Source organism: Phytoactinopolyspora endophytica (assembly GCF_004138495.1).
GTDB classification, from domain to species: domain Bacteria; phylum Actinomycetota; class Actinomycetes; order Jiangellales; family Jiangellaceae; genus Phytoactinopolyspora; species Phytoactinopolyspora endophytica.
This window is the reverse complement of the sequence record NZ_ML142849.1, coordinates 303,686-320,204: the sequence shown is the minus strand read 5'-3', so window position 1 is coordinate 320,204 and position 16,519 is coordinate 303,686. Positions and strand designations below refer to the sequence as shown.

15 protein-coding genes are annotated in these 16,519 nt (G+C 65.5%); 9 read left to right on the top strand and 6 right to left on the bottom strand.

Annotated features, from left to right (window positions below; all coding sequences use genetic code 11):
• Positions 1-727: SDR family oxidoreductase (locus ELR45_RS01385; RefSeq protein ID WP_205855670.1), on the bottom strand; the 727-nt coding region annotated here is incomplete at its 3' end.
• 143 nt (positions 728-870) lie between these two features.
• Here ELR45_RS01385 and ELR45_RS01380 point away from each other — a divergent pair.
• A complete protein-coding gene (locus ELR45_RS01380; protein ID WP_129662826.1) occupies positions 871-1,515 on the top strand; it encodes a TetR/AcrR family transcriptional regulator in 645 nt (214 codons plus the stop codon).
• 308 nt (positions 1,516-1,823) lie between these two features.
• Here the strand turns inward: ELR45_RS01380 and ELR45_RS01375 are convergent, their stop codons facing one another.
• The 3 genes from ELR45_RS01375 to ELR45_RS01365 form a co-directional block, all read right to left on the bottom strand.
• A complete protein-coding gene (locus ELR45_RS01375) occupies positions 1,824-2,066 on the bottom strand; it encodes a hypothetical protein (RefSeq protein ID WP_129662824.1) in 243 nt (80 codons plus the stop codon).
• A gap of 374 nt (positions 2,067-2,440) precedes the next feature.
• Positions 2,441-3,067 (bottom strand): hypothetical protein, encoded by a 627-nt coding sequence (locus ELR45_RS01370; RefSeq protein WP_129662822.1) that lies wholly within the window; start codon positions 3,065-3,067, stop codon positions 2,441-2,443.
• A complete protein-coding gene (locus tag ELR45_RS01365) occupies positions 3,068-3,601 on the bottom strand; it encodes a SigE family RNA polymerase sigma factor (protein WP_129662820.1) in 534 nt (177 codons plus the stop codon). It lies immediately after the preceding gene.
• 95 nt (positions 3,602-3,696) lie between these two features.
• Here ELR45_RS01365 and ELR45_RS01360 point away from each other — a divergent pair, with 95 nt between their 5' ends.
• Positions 3,697-4,527: a M15 family metallopeptidase gene (locus ELR45_RS01360; RefSeq protein ID WP_165367367.1), complete on the top strand. Its 831-nt coding sequence runs from the start codon at positions 3,697-3,699 to the stop codon at positions 4,525-4,527.
• 90 nt (positions 4,528-4,617) lie between these two features.
• Positions 4,618-5,523, top strand: a complete 906-nt coding sequence (locus tag ELR45_RS01355) for an alkaline phosphatase family protein (RefSeq protein WP_129662816.1) — start codon at positions 4,618-4,620, stop codon at positions 5,521-5,523.
• Between the two features lie 40 nt (positions 5,524-5,563).
• On the opposite strand, the gene ELR45_RS01350 is transcribed toward ELR45_RS01355, so the two are convergent.
• Positions 5,564-7,249, bottom strand: coding sequence for a CehA/McbA family metallohydrolase domain-containing protein (locus ELR45_RS01350; protein WP_129662814.1), 1,686 nt, complete (start codon positions 7,247-7,249; stop codon positions 5,564-5,566).
• A gap of 134 nt (positions 7,250-7,383) precedes the next feature.
• Here ELR45_RS01350 and ELR45_RS01345 point away from each other — a divergent pair, with 134 nt between their 5' ends.
• From ELR45_RS01345 to ELR45_RS01325, 5 genes are read left to right on the top strand one after another with little or no spacing between them, the layout of a single operon-like run.
• Positions 7,384-9,354: an ABC transporter substrate-binding protein gene (locus ELR45_RS01345; protein ID WP_129662812.1), complete on the top strand. Its 1,971-nt coding sequence runs from the start codon at positions 7,384-7,386 to the stop codon at positions 9,352-9,354.
• Positions 9,355-9,378: 24 nt separating this feature from the next.
• Positions 9,379-10,371, top strand: coding sequence for an ABC transporter permease (locus ELR45_RS01340; protein WP_129662810.1), 993 nt, complete (start codon positions 9,379-9,381; stop codon positions 10,369-10,371).
• Between the two features lie 14 nt (positions 10,372-10,385).
• A complete protein-coding gene (locus ELR45_RS01335) occupies positions 10,386-11,495 on the top strand; it encodes an ABC transporter permease (RefSeq protein ID WP_129662808.1) in 1,110 nt (369 codons plus the stop codon).
• A gap of 9 nt (positions 11,496-11,504) precedes the next feature.
• Positions 11,505-13,766 carry an ABC transporter ATP-binding protein gene (locus tag ELR45_RS40220; RefSeq protein WP_129662806.1) on the top strand — a complete coding sequence of 754 codons (2,262 nt, stop codon included), beginning with the start codon at positions 11,505-11,507 and terminating at the stop codon, positions 13,764-13,766.
• A 24-nt stretch (positions 13,767-13,790) separates the two neighbouring features.
• Positions 13,791-14,702: a hypothetical protein gene (locus tag ELR45_RS01325; RefSeq protein ID WP_129662805.1), complete on the top strand. Its 912-nt coding sequence runs from the start codon at positions 13,791-13,793 to the stop codon at positions 14,700-14,702.
• Positions 14,703-14,804: 102 nt separating this feature from the next.
• Here ELR45_RS01325 and ELR45_RS01320 read toward each other — a convergent pair whose 3' ends face one another.
• Positions 14,805-15,722 carry a hypothetical protein gene (locus ELR45_RS01320; protein WP_129662803.1) on the bottom strand — a complete coding sequence of 306 codons (918 nt, stop codon included), beginning with the start codon at positions 15,720-15,722 and terminating at the stop codon, positions 14,805-14,807.
• 154 nt (positions 15,723-15,876) lie between these two features.
• Here ELR45_RS01320 and ELR45_RS01315 point away from each other — a divergent pair.
• Positions 15,877-16,519 (top strand): NAD-dependent epimerase/dehydratase family protein (locus ELR45_RS01315; RefSeq protein ID WP_165367366.1); only part of this gene is annotated, 643 nt, incomplete at its 3' end.

Below are 16,519 nucleotides of genomic sequence, written 5' to 3'. Positions count from 1 at the left end.
CGTACTCCGACCCTGTGATGAACGACGCGTCTGATGACGTGAGGAACAGGAGAAGCCGGGTGACGTCGGTCGGCTCTCCAAGTCGGGGGATGGCGAACGGCTCGGGTGAGTAGAAGTCGGCGATTGCCGCGGTGGCGCCGGCTGCTGGTTCTTGGATGAAGGGGGTCGCGATCACGCCGGGGTGGATGGTGTTCACCCGGATGTGGTCGCGGCCGAGTTCGAGTGCTGCCGTTTGGGTGAGACCTCGCACGCCCCACTTGCTGGCGACGTACGGCGCGTAGTGAGCCGTGCCGCCCAGGCCCATGGCCGAGGCGATGTTGACGATGGCTCCCCCTGCTGCGCGGCGCAGAGCGGGGGCTGCGAACTTGATGCCGAGGAAGGTCCCTGTGAGGTTGATGTCGAGGATGCGCGACCACGTGGCCTGGTCCGTGTTCTCGATTGTTGCAGGCGGGTTCTGCACGCCCGCGTTGTTGACGAGCACGTTCAGGGCGCCGAAGGCGCTCTCGGCGACTAGCACAGCGGCGGACCACGAGCTCTCGTCGGTAACGTCAAGGCGGGCGAAGCGAGCGCGGGTCCCGAGCTCGTCGGCGAGAGCGGCGCCGCGTTCGGCGTCGATGCCGCCGATCACCACGTTCGCTCCCTCCGCGTGAAAGGCGCGTACGTGGCTCGAGCCCTGGCCACCGGTCCCACCGGTCACGAGCACGGTCTGGTTGTCGAAGCGGGGCATCAGATGTTCCTTTGGTACGTGGGTGACTGACCGGGATCATCAGTGATGAACGGCGGCCGGTGGTGAGCCGAGTGACTCACCACTGCCTGACACTAGGACGGGGGCGATGGTGAGTCAAGCCACTCACCTCGTATGCTCGGCCCATGAGCAGGGTCGTGACGACGTATCACCAGCGCATCGCCCAGGAGAAGCGCGCGCTGATCTTGACGGCCGCGACCGCACTGTTCCTCGAGTTGGGCTACGACCGGACGTCGCTGGCGCGGATCGCAGAGCGCTCGGGCGTTTCGCGGGCCACCTTGTTCAAGCAGTTTCCGAGCAAAGCTGCCCTGTTCGACGCCATCGTGACCGAGTCCTGGTCGACCGCTGACGAAGAGGATCCTCCGCCAGGAGGCAACATCGTTGACGGGCTCAGCATCATCGGTCGCCGTTACGCCGAGCTGTTAGGCCGTGCCCAGATGACAGACCTGTTCAGGATCGTCATTGCCGAGCTGCCGCGGTTCCCTGAGCTGGCCCATGCGCAGTTCTCGCACGGGAAGATGCCCTACTTCGAGTCCGTACGCAGCTACCTCCTGGCTGAGCACGAGGCGGGAACGGTGCGGGTCGAGGACGTGGACCTCGCAGCCACCCAGTTCCTGGGCATGATCTCCAACTACGTCTTCTGGCCGACACTCCTAGTGCCGGGCTGGGAGGTGAGCGCCGAACGCGTCGCTCAGGTAGTCGACGAGGCCGTCCGCACCATCGCCGCCCGGTACGCCGCGACTGGACCAGGGGCATCCACCAACGACTGAGTCCCGGCGCCACCAAAGGAGCTGATGCCTAAGCAATCGAGGCCGTCGGCACCAAAGGCGTTCGCGGGGCATCCCGGGGCGGACACCGAAGGAGGGAGTGTCGATGTGTTGAGCCACCTCGATCAGCCTGGCATCAGCACGGCCTGACAAGAGGTCTCAGCAGCGGGTCCAAGCGTGCAAGGCTGCCCTCTCGGGATGAGCGGTCCACCGAGCTTGAGGTGATCGGCCGCGAGCGGCCGTACGGCGCTGAGAAGTAGAGCGACGACATCAAGAGTCGCTTCTATGGCCACAACGGCGACACGCTTGGACTACTCCTCTTCGTCGTCATCTTCGGACCATTCCGCACACTCACACTCACACTCGCAATCGTGATCGCTCCGCGTGGTCAGAATCGGCCGATTGTGTTCGTTGGCGATCATCGCGTAAAGCGAGAGGGCTTCTGCTGCCTCTAGTTCTTGTAGCCGAACGATCGTCTTGCAGTCCTGGTCGGTTTGCGGATTCAGGATCACGCCGAGCTGAACGTAGACGTTTTGATCATTGATGTAGTTCAAGGTGTCGCCTCTCCGATAATGGCCCGACAATCGCGGCAATCCGCCGTGTCGGCACGTCCGGCCGCCGTGGTCAGTGAGGACGCAAGCACGCCACCTTGACCATGCAGCAGTGCTCGGCAACCCAAGCACGCATCGCGCTACCTACCTGCATGTGGCCCTGGGCCCGAACACACCGCACAGTCGCACGCCAAGGCGCTAGCCCATCGCTGCCGCGCCCTGACCGCCGCCGGGCCGAAGCCAACACCCACCTGACCAAGGCCTTTGGGCCGGGCGGGACCTTCGATGGCCCCGCAAGCGATCTCGGCACGCGGACGACGGACATCGTCCGCGCGGAGATTGGCGATGACAGGCTGACAGTGGATTCGGGACCGCGCCTAGCCCTGCCCGTGTTGTGCGCCCGGTCCCACGTGCACGCTGGCGAGGAACTCGATCATGGCGGACTCCTCCCAGCCGGTGTTGTGCGGGTACTGGATGCTGACCACACCGGACGGTTCATCGGCACGTGTCCGCGTGGAGATGATGGTGTAATCGGGGTTCTCGTTGACCCAGAACTGGCGGCTCTCGTGCTCGACGTCTCGGCCTGTGGGCGGGTTCGCGTCGAAGATGATCACGAGCTTGCCCCGGAAGTCATGGGGCTCGTCGGAGGTCGAGCCGTCGTCGGGCGCGATCGTCACTGCGCTTGGCAGCTGCGCTTGGACCGACCAACCCTCCGGCGTGAGATCGAAGGTGTACGGCTCCGCATCGAGTTGCTCAGCCACCAGCCGAACTTCGGCGGCAGCGGCCGATGGCGGACTCGTGGGGGAGCCGTCCAGTACGACGACGGAGGCGGCCCCGACCAGCGCCGCCGTCGCCAGCGCGCTCACGCCGAGGCGGAACCGGCGGCGGGAGCGGGCGCGGACGGCGGCTTGCGCTCGGGCGAGGTCGGCGGCCGGGTCGGCCGGGCGCGGTTCGTCGCCGGCGGCCACGTCGAGAGCGTGTTTGAGATCGTGATTCAGAGCCATTTACGACACCTCCAGGTCGAGCTGATGGTCGGCGGTCGTGAGGAATTCGCGCAGATGAGCCAATGCTCGGGCAGTTTGGGACTTCACGGTGCCAGGGCGGCAACCGAGGATCCGGGCGGTCTCATCGACGTCCAGGTCGTGCCAGTGACGTAGTACAACGACAGCACGCTGCCGCGGGGCGAGCGAGGAGAGCGCGGTGAGCACCAACGCTCGCAGGTCGAGGTCGGGGGAGGCGTCGGCGGGATCACGGCCGAGTGCATCCATCGGTACGGCGACGCTTGTTTCACGTCGGCGGTGAGCGCGCCGGGTTTCGTCGATGAAGACGTGGGTCAGGCAGCGGCGCGAGTACGCGAGTGGGCTGTCTGCGCGTTGGACCCGTGGCCACGACAGGTACAGCCGGGTGAGGGTCGTCTGTACCAGGTCCTCGGCATGAGCCTCATCTCCTGCGCACAGCAGGACCGCGGTGCGCACGAGGTCAGACCGGCGCGCCTGAACGAATGCGACGAACTCTGCCGAGCGCTCGTTATCTCGCATGTTGCTCCTTTCGCCTCCTAGACGTGAGCGGCGGTCCGGGAGGTTGCATCTAGGGGCGCGCAACCTGCCGGATGGCTCGCACCCGTCATAGGAGCGTGAGAAGGATTGTCGCAGCGCTCGCCGCAGCGCTTGCCTTAGGCAGCTTAATTGTCGGCGGGATCACGCTCCTGCTCCCGTCCGTTGATGGGTCGTCCGCGCCCACCGCTGATGGATCGTCAGCGCGCACCGCGTCTACCGCGAGAGCGACATCGCCCGTCACGGAAACACCTGGTTCGCAGCGAGACGATGGCCCCCAGATCGACCAGGAGGAGGCTTCCGCCGAAGCCGATGAGTTCGACCGCACCCGATACTCCACGACGGATCCGACGAGCATCTGGGTGGTGGTCAACAAGAAACACCCGATCCGGCCGAAGGACTTCCGTCCGGAGATGGGGCTCGTACGCGGCTACCAGGTCGCGGGACCTGTCGTCGCGCCGCTTGAGCGCCTCCTCGCCGACAGCGATGAGCTGGGCCTAGGCTTCAAGGTCGCCAGCGCCTTCCGGTCGTACGACTACCAGGCGGGTGTCTACGCGGACACGGTCGCGGCCCGCGGCCAGGTTGCGGCGGACGAGGTCTCGGCCCGGTCTGGCCACAGCGAGCACCAGACCGGCCTCGCGGTCGACCTGGTCACACCCGACAGCCCAGAATGCGACTTCGAGGAATGCTTCGGCGAGACCCCGGGTGGCCGGTGGCTCGCCGAGAACGCCTGGCGCTACGGATTCCTCGTCCGCTACCAGTCCGGCTCCACCGCCATCACCGGCTACCGCTACGAGCCGTGGCACCTGCGATACGTGGGTGAACCACTCGCGGCCGAGCTTCGGCGTACCGGTGTTGCGACACTTGAGGAGTTCTTCGGCATCCCGGGTGGAGACTACGCCGAGGGGTAGCCTCAGCGGCGGGGCGTCTGGAGGGATGTTGTTGAGTAGTTCGGCTACGAGCCATGTGCCGGTCATGTCGGGCCCGTAGAAGTGGGCGCCATGACGGACACGGTCGCAGTCGATGACGTCCCGCACGGCACCAGTGACAAGAAGGTCCTGATCCTCATCTTCGACGGAGTCCGGTGGGACAAACTGCAAGAGGCTCGGACGCCGAACATCGACACGCTCGCGGCGGAAGGGAGCCTCGGCCGGACCATGACGTACGACCCGGACGAGTACTCCGCGTTGACGGTTTCCGGGCCCGGCCACAGCACCCTTCTCACCGGAGTCTGGCCCGACAAGCACCGAGTCCTGTCGAACGTGATCGAACCGAACGAGCTGGAGCGTTTCCCCGACGTTCTCACCCGGCTGAGGAATGTCCGTCCGGACCTTTCCACGTTCGCGATCGGCGACTGGCCGCCGTTGATGGAACAGATCATCGATGCGCCGCACGTGAAGATCTTGCACCCATCCAACGAGGGCACGGGCGAGGGTGCGTCTTCCGCTCGCCAGATCATCGCCTGGGCATCGGCGACGCTATCCAGGCACAACCCGGATGTCGGCTACGTCTACCTCATTCTCGCCGACGTCGCGGGACACCGTTTCGGGGGCGCCTCAGCCGCGTACATCGAGGCGATCGAGCAACTCGATCGGGAAGTCAGCACGCTCGTGCAGGCGCTCCGAGGCAGGCCCACCTATGACCAGGAGGACTGGCTGATTCTTGCGGCGACCGACCATGGCCATCTGGACGAGGGCGGCCACGGCGGAGGCGAGCCCGAGGTCCGTGACATCTGGACCCTGGCCGTCGGCGGCGACATCCGGCCGGCACCGGTCGGAGGTGCCGGCATGGCCATGGTGGATATCGTGCCTACTGCCCTGAGACACCTCGGCGTCGAGATCGACCCGTCCTGGGAGCTGGACGGCGCCGCAGCGGACGAGCTCGGCCCGACGCCTGAACGTGCGTAGGTGAAGCGGAACCAGGTCCTTGGGCGGCCGGCAGCAAGGCTCAGCCGATGTGGGTGATCCGCCGCTCGTCCGGGATACCTCGAGGCGGCACGGTGCGGAGCAGCCAGACTGGATTTCCGACCGCGACCAGAGCGTCGGAGCCGTCCCGGATCTGCGCCCGGACATAAGAGCCGTCGCCGACGGCCACCTCCAGTGGGTAGCGGCTGACGCCCGACACGGTAGATACCGGAACCGTGGTGTACGAGGGGGAGAGATCGGCGAGTCCGGCATGGTCCACAGTGCCGACGATGATGTCGAGGCGGCAGTCGCCCGGCAGATCGGTGGCGCTCACCTCGATCGGCACCGAGTCGGCAGCACTCACGGCGACGCCGCCCATGGCCGGCTTTCCCCAGACGAGCATGTCCAGCTCGCCCCGCCAGCGCGCTGGATCGCAGAACCACGCGCGCCCCGCCCGCAGCGCTCTCGTCAGGTCGGTGACCTCGGTGGACGGTGCCCACACATACGTGATCCAGTTGTTCTTCCGACGCAGCCAGTCGGTTCCCTCGTGGTCGTCGGTGACGCCGACGCCGGTGAAGAAGACAGCGTTACGTGCCGCGATGTCGAAGACGTCGAGCAACCCGTCCACCGGTTCGCGGCCGATCTCCACCAGATCGGCGCCGAGGTTGTCCCGCTCGATCATCAAGGCGGCCAGCGACTCGGGTGTCTCGATGTCGAGCGGATGGTTCCACTGCACCAGGCCGCCGTGACGGTGGATGAACTCGACCATCTCGGTTGCGCGATCGACATCGTTGTCTCGATACGGTGGCACCGGCAGCGGTGGCAGAGTGAGTTCGCCGCCGAACCAGTTCAGGTGCCGGACGAGCGAGATCTCGAAGGCTTCGTGACAGGTGACGTCAGGGTAGGCGCCGGTGTACCTCTTGAGCACTTCCCGTCGCAGTCTTACACCGGCCGGACCGTCCCCGCGGCCTCGGTCGAATCGGAGGCGATCGACGACGAAGCATGCCTGTTCGCCTTCGTCGGCGCGCACGCCGATCCGGAGCTGATGCAGCGAGTTGTCTTCGGCCACCAGGTCCGGCCAGATCGCCGCGATGTCGTCGACCGGCCGCAGCGTCTGCCGCTGCCATCGCCGGGTTACGACGGGGACCTGCACGATGCCGAGCAGCCCGTCGGCGCTTTGCTTTGCCTCGTTCACTGCGCCGAAGCGGTATTCGAGCCGGTACTGGCCCGCGGGCCGCCCTGCGCGGGCCGGATGGTGCGACGACTCGATCTGCAGGACGAGAGCGGCCCCGGGCGTGCACTCCTCCGGCAGGATGTCGAGCTCAAGGGTGGTGTCGGCGAGGCTGACACTGTACGTCCAGTTGAACGCCGTGCCTCGCTGCCACAGCTCGCCACCACCTGTTCCCCCGGTGGCGATCAGACGCAGCGCCGATCCGTCCTCGTCGGGTGTGTGCGGTTCGGTGACATAGTCGGCTCTCGCGGCCGTCAGGTCACCCGAGCGCTCCTCTGTCCAGGACCATTCCAGCTCACCTTCGGCCTCGACCGGGCCATCGAAACGCACCGCCTGCCGGTACTGATGCGCGGCCACCCGGAAGTCGTGGTCGGTCCACCAGATCACGTCGACGCTGTGCCGGCTGGCTTGGTCCAGATGCGATTCGTAGCTGGCGGTGCCTTCGCTGAACGACGCATGGATGTGCATGGCCATGGCGATTGCTCTCGGAGTGTTCAACGGATGGTCATCTCCTGCTCGAAACGTGGACGTTGATCCCTCATGGGGTCGAGGGTAGCTTGCAGCGTAGCTGATTTACTTCGATTCGAAGGTAACTCCAGATCGACATAGAGCGAAGGAATGTGGAGCGCACCATGACTGGTCGTAACGGCTTGACGAGACGCCGCCTGCTCGCATCCGGTTTGGGACTCGGCGCCGTCGCCGCTGCTCCCGCCTTCTTCGGCTGCAGCTCGAACGAGCCGATCAGATCCGACACCACCAAGGGTGCCGAGGCGCCGGGCCTGGCCGATCTGGTCGAGACCGGGGAGCTACCGCCGGTAGATCAGCGGCTCCCGACACAGCCGCTGGTTGTCGAGCCGGTCGACCAGGCCGGTGCCTATGGCGGCATCTGGCGCAGCGTGATCGGGCGCACAGAATACTCGTACCTCTACGCCATGCTGGGATACGAGAATCTGGTCTCGTGGACACCGGCGTGGACCGGCGCAGTCGGTACGGCCGAGATCACACCCAACGTCGCCGAGAGCTACGAGATCAGCGACGACGGTACCGAGTTCACCTTCCGGCTTCGTGAGGGTATGAAGTGGTCGGACGGCGAGCCGTTCACCGCTCGTGACGTGCAGTTCGCGGTCCAGGACGTGATGTTCGACCCCGAACTCTTCCCGTCTCCGGGCAAGTCGGTGTTGTCGCGCGGCAATCCGATCGAATTCATACCGATCGACGATCTCTCCTTCACTCTCGTCACCGCCCAGCCCGATGGCCTCTTCCTCCACCTGCTCGCGCACCCGCTGGGCCAGGTCTACACCAAGTTCCCGCGGCACTACCTCGAGCAGTTCCATCCGACGTACAACCCTGAGGCCGCACAGGTCGCCGCGGACGAGGGCTACGAGAACTGGATCGACTACTTCGAGAAGATCAGCGGCCTGGTGTGGTTCACCGGGCAGAACGCCGACATCCCGACGCTGTGGCCATGGCATTTCGTCACGACGCTGGACAGCCGGCAGGTCAAGCTCGAGCGCAACCCGTACTACTGGAAGGTCGACCCGGACGGAAGCCAGCTGCCGTATATCGACGAGGTGACCTACGACGTGCTCGACGACGCCGAGACGATGCTGTCCAAGGCACTCAACGGCGAGATCAGCCTGGAGGCCGGGCCCGATACCAGGTTCACGAGCCCGGCGAACAAGCCGCTGCTGGCCAACGAGCGCGAGGCCCACGACTTCGATTTCGTCGAGGTCATCGAGACCCGCATGAACATCATGTGCATCTACCTGAACCTGACGCACAACGATTCCGTCAAGCGCGAGATCTTCAACAACCTCGATTTCCGGATCGGCCTGTCGCACGCGATCAATCGCCAGGACGTCATCGATGCCACCATGCAGCGGCAGGGCGAGCCGTACCAGGCCGCGCCGCTGCGGGAGTCGGCGTTCTACGACGAGGAGTTCGCCACCCAATATCTCGAGTACGACGTCGATCTGGCCAACCAGCACCTCGACAAGGCCTACCCGGAGAAGAACGACGACGGCATCCGGCTCGGGCCGAAAGGCGAGCCGATCAGCTTCGTCGTGGAATTCGTGCCCGATATGCGCCCGGAGTGGGCCGAGCAGCTGGAGATGATCCGGCGCTTCTGGCGCGATGTCGGGGTCGACGTCACGGTACGCGACATGGACGACGTCCTGTTCGCCGAGCGGAAGGACAACAACGAACACGACGCGTGCGTGTGGCACGGCGACGGCGGGCTCGACGTGTTGCAACAGCCGAAGAATTACGTGGTGCAAGACGCCGGCTCCTATTACGCGGTGCCGTGGGGGATGTGGAACTCGACCGGAGGCGCAGAGGGGGAGGAGCCGCCGGAGACCACCCGACGTCAGCTCCAGTTGCTGAAGGACATCTCTGCTTCCATCGACGAGGCGGAGCAGGAGCGACTCGCCCGGGAGATGCTGACCATCGCCAAGGAGCAGTTCCACGTGATCGGCATCGCTCGGGAGACGGCGAAATACTTCATGGCCAAGAACGACTTCCACAATGTGCCGCGGCAGATGATCCAGGGGTGGACCTACCCGACGCCCGGGCCGACCAGGCCAGAGCAGTACTACATCGCCTGATAGCGCTGGTGAAGCTGACACGACATGTGGAGATACGTACTGCGCCGGATCGCGTACATGGTGCCGACCGTGTTCGCGATATCGGTCGTGTCGTTCGTGATCATCCAGCTGCCCCCGGGCGATTACCTGACTCAGCTGGCGAGCCGGCTGCGTGAACGCGGCGAGCCCGCCGATCAGGCGTACCTCGATGCCCTCAGCGCTCGCTACGGGCTGGATGAACCTGTGCCGGTGCAGTACCTGACGTGGATGAAGGGGATCCTGTTCCACGGGGACTTCGGAATGTCCTTCGAATGGAACCAGCCGGTGTCCGCGCTGTTGGCCGACACACTTCCCTTCACCATCGCCCTGACGCTGGGCACGCTGCTGTTCACCTGGATCGTGGCATTCCCGATCGGCATCTATTCAGCGGTTCGCCCATATTCGCCGGGCGACTACCTCGCGACCACGATCGGCTTCATCGGACTGGCGATCCCGAATTTCCTCCTGGCCCTGGTCCTCGTCTATCTCTCGAGGTTGTGGTTCGGCGGCTCCTTCGTCGGGGTCTTCTCCTCCGAGTACGCCCATGCGCCGTGGTCGGTCGGAAGGTTCATCGATCTGCTGTCGCATCTGTGGATACCGGTGATCGTGCTCGGCACGGCCGGTACCGCCGGACTGATCCGCATCCTGCGCGCGAACCTTCTCGACGAGTTGCGCAGGCCGTACGTCGTGGCCGGGCGCGCGCGGGGCATGGGGGAGCGCCGGCTGCTGATTCGCTACCCCCTGCGCGTCGCCCTGAACCCGTTCGTGTCGACGATCGGCTGGGTGCTTCCCATGTTGGTGTCCGGCGAGGTGGTGGTCGGCACCGTGCTGGCCCTGCCAACGACCGGCCCTCTGATGCTGGGGGCGTTGCGGTCGCAAGACATGTACCTCGCCGGATCGATCATTCTCGTCGTCAGCGTGCTGACGGTGATCGGCACCCTGCTGTCGGACCTCGTTCTCGCCTGGCTTGATCCCCGAGTCCGGCATCAGTACCGGTGACGGGAGCACACCCGATGACCCAACCGCACCCGGCACGGCACTCGGCCTCGCAGTGGCGGCTCGTGTGGTGGCGTTTCCGTCGGCACCGGCTGGCGATGGCCGGGGCGGTCGTGCTCGCCGTGGCGTACCTCGTGGCGCTGTTCGCCGAGTTCGTCGCGCCCTACTCCACCGAATACCAACAGGTCGGCTACGGCGGTGCCCCTCCCCAGGTGCTGAAGGTCGTCGACACGAGCCCGGACGGCTGGGATTGGGGGCTCTATGTCAACGGTTACACCGATCACGTCGATCAAGAGACCCTGGAGATCACCTACGAGGTAGACCATGAGCAGCGGGTCCCAGTGCGGTTCTTCGCCGAGGGGGAGTCGTACAAGCTGTTCGGGCTGTTCGAGACCGACCGGCATCTGATAGGACCGGCCGATCCCGAAGGTCCGCCGGTTTTCTTTCTCGGCGCGACGGCCAACGGGTACGACCTGTTCTCCCGCATCGTGCACGGTGCGCGCGTGTCTCTGACGATCGGCCTGGTCGGCGTAGCGGCGTCGTTCGTCATCGGTGTCGTGCTCGGCGGGATCTCCGGATACGTCGGTGGCTGGGTCGACACCGTCATCCAGCGATTGATCGAGTTCTTCATGTCCATCCCGACGCTGCCTTTGTGGCTCGGCCTGGCCGCCGCGGTGCCGACGGATTGGGGTCCCATGCAGCGTTACTTCACGATCACGGTGATCCTGTCGGCGATCGCGTGGACGGATCTGGCCCGGGTTGTCCGTGGCCGGTTCATGGCGCTGCGCGAAGAGGATTTCGTCACCGCGACGGCTCTGGACGGCGTCGGACCGCCGCGGCTCATCTTCGGGCACATGCTGCCGTCGTTCACCAGCCATCTGATCGCTTCGACGACGCTGGCGATTCCGGCGATGATCCTCGCGGAAACCGCATTGTCCTTCCTGGGTCTCGGGTTGCGGGCGCCGGCGGTGAGCTGGGGCACGCTGCTCGAAGAGGCACAGAACTTCGCCACCCTTCAGGCCGCCCCCTGGCTGTTGCTGCCCGGCGCGGCGGTCGTCGTGGTCGTCTTGTCGTTCAACTTCGTCGGCGACGGTCTTCGCGACGCCGCGGACCCCTACAAATCGTGAGGTCGAGCCATGAGTGAGGACCTGATGTCGCCGAAGACGAGGGCGCTGCTGACCATCGAGGATCTGCGCACGTATTTCCATACCGGCGACGGCGTCGTCAAGGCGGTCGACGGGGTCGACCTGGAGGTCTCAGCCGGCAAGACCTTGTGCGTAGTGGGGGAGTCGGGGTGCGGGAAGTCGATGATGGCGCGATCGGTGCTCGGGCTGATCGAACCACCGGGCAGGGTGGAGAGCGGCGCGATCTGGTGGCAACCCGATCTCGAGCGAGAGCATGTCGATCTCGCCGCGCTCGACCCACGCGGGGAGCGGCTTCGCCGTGTTCGTGGTGCCGAGATCGGCATGGTTTTCCAGGAGCCGATCGCTGCGCTCTCGCCGATGTATACCATCGGCGCGCAGCTCGTCGAGACGATTCGGCTGCATTCCGACCTGACCGCTGACGAGGCGAAGGATCGTGCGATCGCGGAGTTGGCCAGAGTCGGTATTCCGCAGCCGCACAAGCGATTCGACGCCTACTCGTTCCAGCTTTCCGGTGGCATGTGCCAGCGGGTGATGATCGCGATCGCGTTGTGCTGCGACCCCGCCTTGTTGATCGCCGACGAGCCCACGACGGCCCTCGACGTGACCACCCAGGCACGGATCCTCGACCTGCTCGGCGAGCTGCAGGAACAGACCGGCATGGCCATCATGTTCATCACCCACGACATGGGAGTGGTCGCCCAGGTCGCCGATGAGGTCGCGGTGATGTATCTGGGTACGGTCGTCGAACGTGCTCGGGTCGATGACATCTTCGCCAGTCCCGCGCATCCGTACACGGAGGCCTTGCTCGAGTCGATCCCGTCGCTCGACGACAGGCGGAAGAGCCGTTTGACGGCGATCGCCGGCATGGTTCCGCATCCGGGTGATCGACCAGAGGGCTGTGGGTTCCACACGCGTTGCCGGGCGGCGATGCCCGGCTTGTGTGACGTCGAGACGCCTGACCGACACCAGCTGGAACCAGACCGGCTCGCAGTGTGTCACCTGTACGCCCCGGCGGCCACGGATCGCGATCCGTTGGCCACGGAACACGAGCCGGTCGAAACTGTACCGCCGGAACGGCCTGGCCCGGTCGTACCGCGGACGACGGCCGGATCCGGCGACACGGATGTTCCGGGACCGGCGGAGGAGATCTCCGCCGTGGACGGCGCTGTCGGGCCACTACTGACCGTCAGCGACCTGCGAGTTCACTTTCGCGTCAAGCACGGGCTGCTACGCCGGACAGCCTGGGAGGTCAAAGCCGTGGCGGGGGTAGATTTGGAGATCAGGCCCGGTGAAACGCTCGGCCTGGTGGGGGAGTCCGGGTGCGGGAAATCCACGCTCGGGCGGGCGATCGTACGGGCCTTGGAACCGACAGCGGGCGCGATCTGGTATCGAGACAGTGGATCCGAGCCGGTCGACCTGTCGACGTTGCGCGGCCGGCAGCTGCTGCCGTATCAGGGCAAGATCAGGATGATCTTCCAGGATCCGTTCGGCTCGCTCAACCCCAGGAAGACACTGCTGCAGATCATCGGCGAGCCGTTGCGCAGGCTGCCGAATGGCGTTCGCTCAGATTCGAGTGTGCCGGACCGGGTGGCTGAGATGCTGCGCACGGTCGGGCTGCGGCCCGAGTACATGTCGCGGTATCCGCACGCGTTCTCCGGCGGGGAGCGGCAGCGGATCAATATCGCCCGGGCACTCATTACGCAGCCCCGGCTCGTGATCGCGGACGAAGCGGTCTCCGCCCTGGACGTGTCGATCCGTGCCCAGATCCTCAACCTGCTCAGTGAGCTGCAGGCGGATATGGATCTCACCTACCTGTTCATCTCCCATGACCTCTCGGTCGTGCGGCACGTATGCGACCGGGTCGCTGTCATGCATCTCGGGAACATCGTCGAGCAGGCCGAAACCGATCGATTGTTCGACGCGCCTCGGCATCCCTACACAACTGCTCTGCTGTCGGCCGTGCCGGTCCCCGATCCTCGTCGTCGTGGCGGCGAGGGCCGGATTCGACTCGACGGCGAGCTTCCCGATCCGTCGGATCCGCCGTCGGGATGCGTCTTCCACACACGCTGCCCGTATCTGCGGGAGGAGCGGTGCACGTCCGACGTTCCGGTGCTGGTATCCGGTCCCGATGATCACCGAGTCGCGTGTCATCACGCCGGAGACCTCGACCTGACTCGATTGTCCGGTGAGGAGTCGCCCGGGCGTATCGCGACGGCGAGGGACATCAGGCTCGTCCCTTCGAAGGAAATGTAAACCCGCTGAGGAGAGGTTTCCGCAATGATCACACGACGATTCGTGGCCGCCGTCGTGGCCCTGCTGACGGGAGCGACGATGGTGGTGGCCGGGTCCACCGCGGTGGCCGGATCCGGCGAGGAGCGCTTCCCCTACGTCGGGGCCTTCGCCGGTGACGACCTGCCCGACGACTACGACCGGCAGCTGTGGTGGGACAAGGCACAGGAGGACATCGGACGCGGCAGGCTCACCTATCGCCGCGTGTTCGACCCCACCATTCCGGCGGTGGGCGAGGAGGACTGGCGCAAGACCGATGCGCCGTGCAACTTCTATTCGGTCAAGCCGCCGGACAAGGACGTCCAGGGCTACATCGATGGGCTGTACGACGACCGGCTGCGAGCGCTCGTCGAAGCGCTACCGGAGTGCACGGTGTTCACCGTGTACCACGAGCCGGAGGACAACATGTCCGGGCAGACCTTCTATCAGTTGATGAGCAAGACGGTCGATGTCGTGAAGAGCGTACGGCCCGACATCGAGGTCTGGTATGTCGCGATGGCCTACCAGTGGATGACCAACTCCAAGGGCAACGTCGCCACGAACGACGGATGGCTCGACGCGGCGAAGATCGCCGACGGCGTCGGCATCGACGTCTACGCGCCGCGTTGGTACTTCCGCTCGATGGAGGAGGACGACGGGTTCTGGCGGTGGTGGGATCTCATCAAGGTGCCGTCCGGTAAGAAGTGGGGCGTGCTCGAACGCGGCATCAGCGCAGACTATGGGGAGGACGCCCGAGCCACGATGTTGAGAGACGACTGGAAGTTCTCGGTCCGGATGGGCGCCGAGATGTTCCTCTACTGGCATACCAACATCGGCATGGACGAGGAATGGTGGTTGCTCGGCAAGAAGGAGCAGCAGGTCTATCAAAACATGGCGGCGCAGGGCCGCAAGGTCGACTGACACGGCTTGTCTCGATCACCACGACGACGCATGCTTCTTTGACGACGACGGCGAGTCCGCGTGGATAGGCGAATCCACCTATCCACGCGGATTCGTGGAATGTCAGGTGCCGATCTGCCGGCCCTCATCGGCCATGGACCGGTGGTACGCCTGCTCGGCGGAGCCGAGGAGCAGCCAGTCACCGCCGCGGTCGGACTGCCAGTAGAGGAAGAACTTGGAGCCGTTCGCCTTGGCGAACTCCCAGTCCTGGCTCAGCATGTCCAGCCGAGCGGCCTCACCGGCGTGGCCGCTGATGCCTCGTTCGATGACGCCCCACGGCCGGCCTGACGGCTCGGCGATCAGGTCCCTCCAGCGCTGGTAGCCCCCGTCGTCCTCGATCGCCGTGAAGTCCCAGTCAGGGGCGTAGACGTCGATACCGACGCCGTCGGCCAGCCGTGCGGCGTCTATCCAGCCGTCGTTCGTCCCGACGTTCCCCTTGGAGTTGGTCTGCCATTGGTAGGCCATCGCGATGTACCACACCTGAACGTACTGCGGCCGTTCGTCCTTGACGATGTCGTAGAGCCGATGGAACATCTGGTAGAACGTCTGCCCGGACATGTTGTCCTCGGGCTCGTGATACATCGTGAACTTTGTTCCGCTCGGCAGGTCGCGAGCGAGGGCTCGCAGCCTGTCGTCGTACAGCCCGTCGATGAATCCCTGGACGTCGTTGTTCGGCGGTTTGACGGAGTAGAAGTGCGCGGGTGCGTCCGCGTCGCGCCAGGCTTCGTTGCCGGGGGACGGGATGGTCGAGTCGAACGCGCGACGATAGGTCAGCTTGCCGCCGCCCAGGTCGCGTTGCGCCTTGCCCCATTCCTCCTGCGGATCGTATGTCGTGGCACGGCCGGCCGCGCAGCCGACGTACGGCGGCAGCGTTGCTGCGTGCGCTGTGATCTCGCCGCGTGTGGCTTGGGCGAGGGCGACCGCACCGGCCGCGCCGAGCATTGAGACGATAGCCGTTCTCCGGGTGAGTTCTCGGGCCATGCTGATGCCTCCCTGGACCGTTGGAGGCGCGGGCAGAGCCCGCGCCGGTATAGCTCCATACCTACTCAAGGCGATTTTCTTGGTCAAGAAGGTATTGTGTGAACACTGAGCGACATCGAACCGGAAAGGGAATGATGGGCGACGGGAATGGTCCATGAGTGGTGACCGGATCCTTGTGACGGGAGCGGCCGGCCGGCTCGGATCCGCGGTGGTGCGACATCTCCACGGCGGTGGAAGGCCGGTGCTCGCCACCGACCGCGGCCCTCGCCCTCCGGGCCTGCCCGAAGCCGTGCTGTGGCAGCCGAGCGGGCTCAGCGATCCTGCCACGGTGGCCGCACTCATCGGGGGCGGCGACGTCGGTGGAGTCGTCCACCTGGCGGCGATTCCCGGACCGCAGTGGCATCCTCCGCACACGGTCTTCACCGCCAACACCGCGGCGACCTTCGCCGTACTGGCGGCAGCGGCGGACCGTACCGTTCGGCGAGTGGTGGTGGCCTCCAGCTGTTCCGCCTATGGCTTTTTCTGGGCGCCGCACGAGCGATCGCCGGTATACGCCCCGATCGACGAGGCGCACCCCTTTCTGGTTGAGGACCCGTACGCCCTGAGTAAGCAGGCCGATGAGGCCATCGCGGCGATGTTCCATCGCTCGCATGCCCTCTCCGTCGCCCTGCTCCGCCTTCCGGCCGTCACGACGCCCGATTACCTCGAGCAGCTGGTGCGGGAGGTGGCCGCCGATCCTGCCGAAGGCAGACGCGGGCTGTGGAGCTACCTCCATATCGACGACGCCGCCCAGGCCT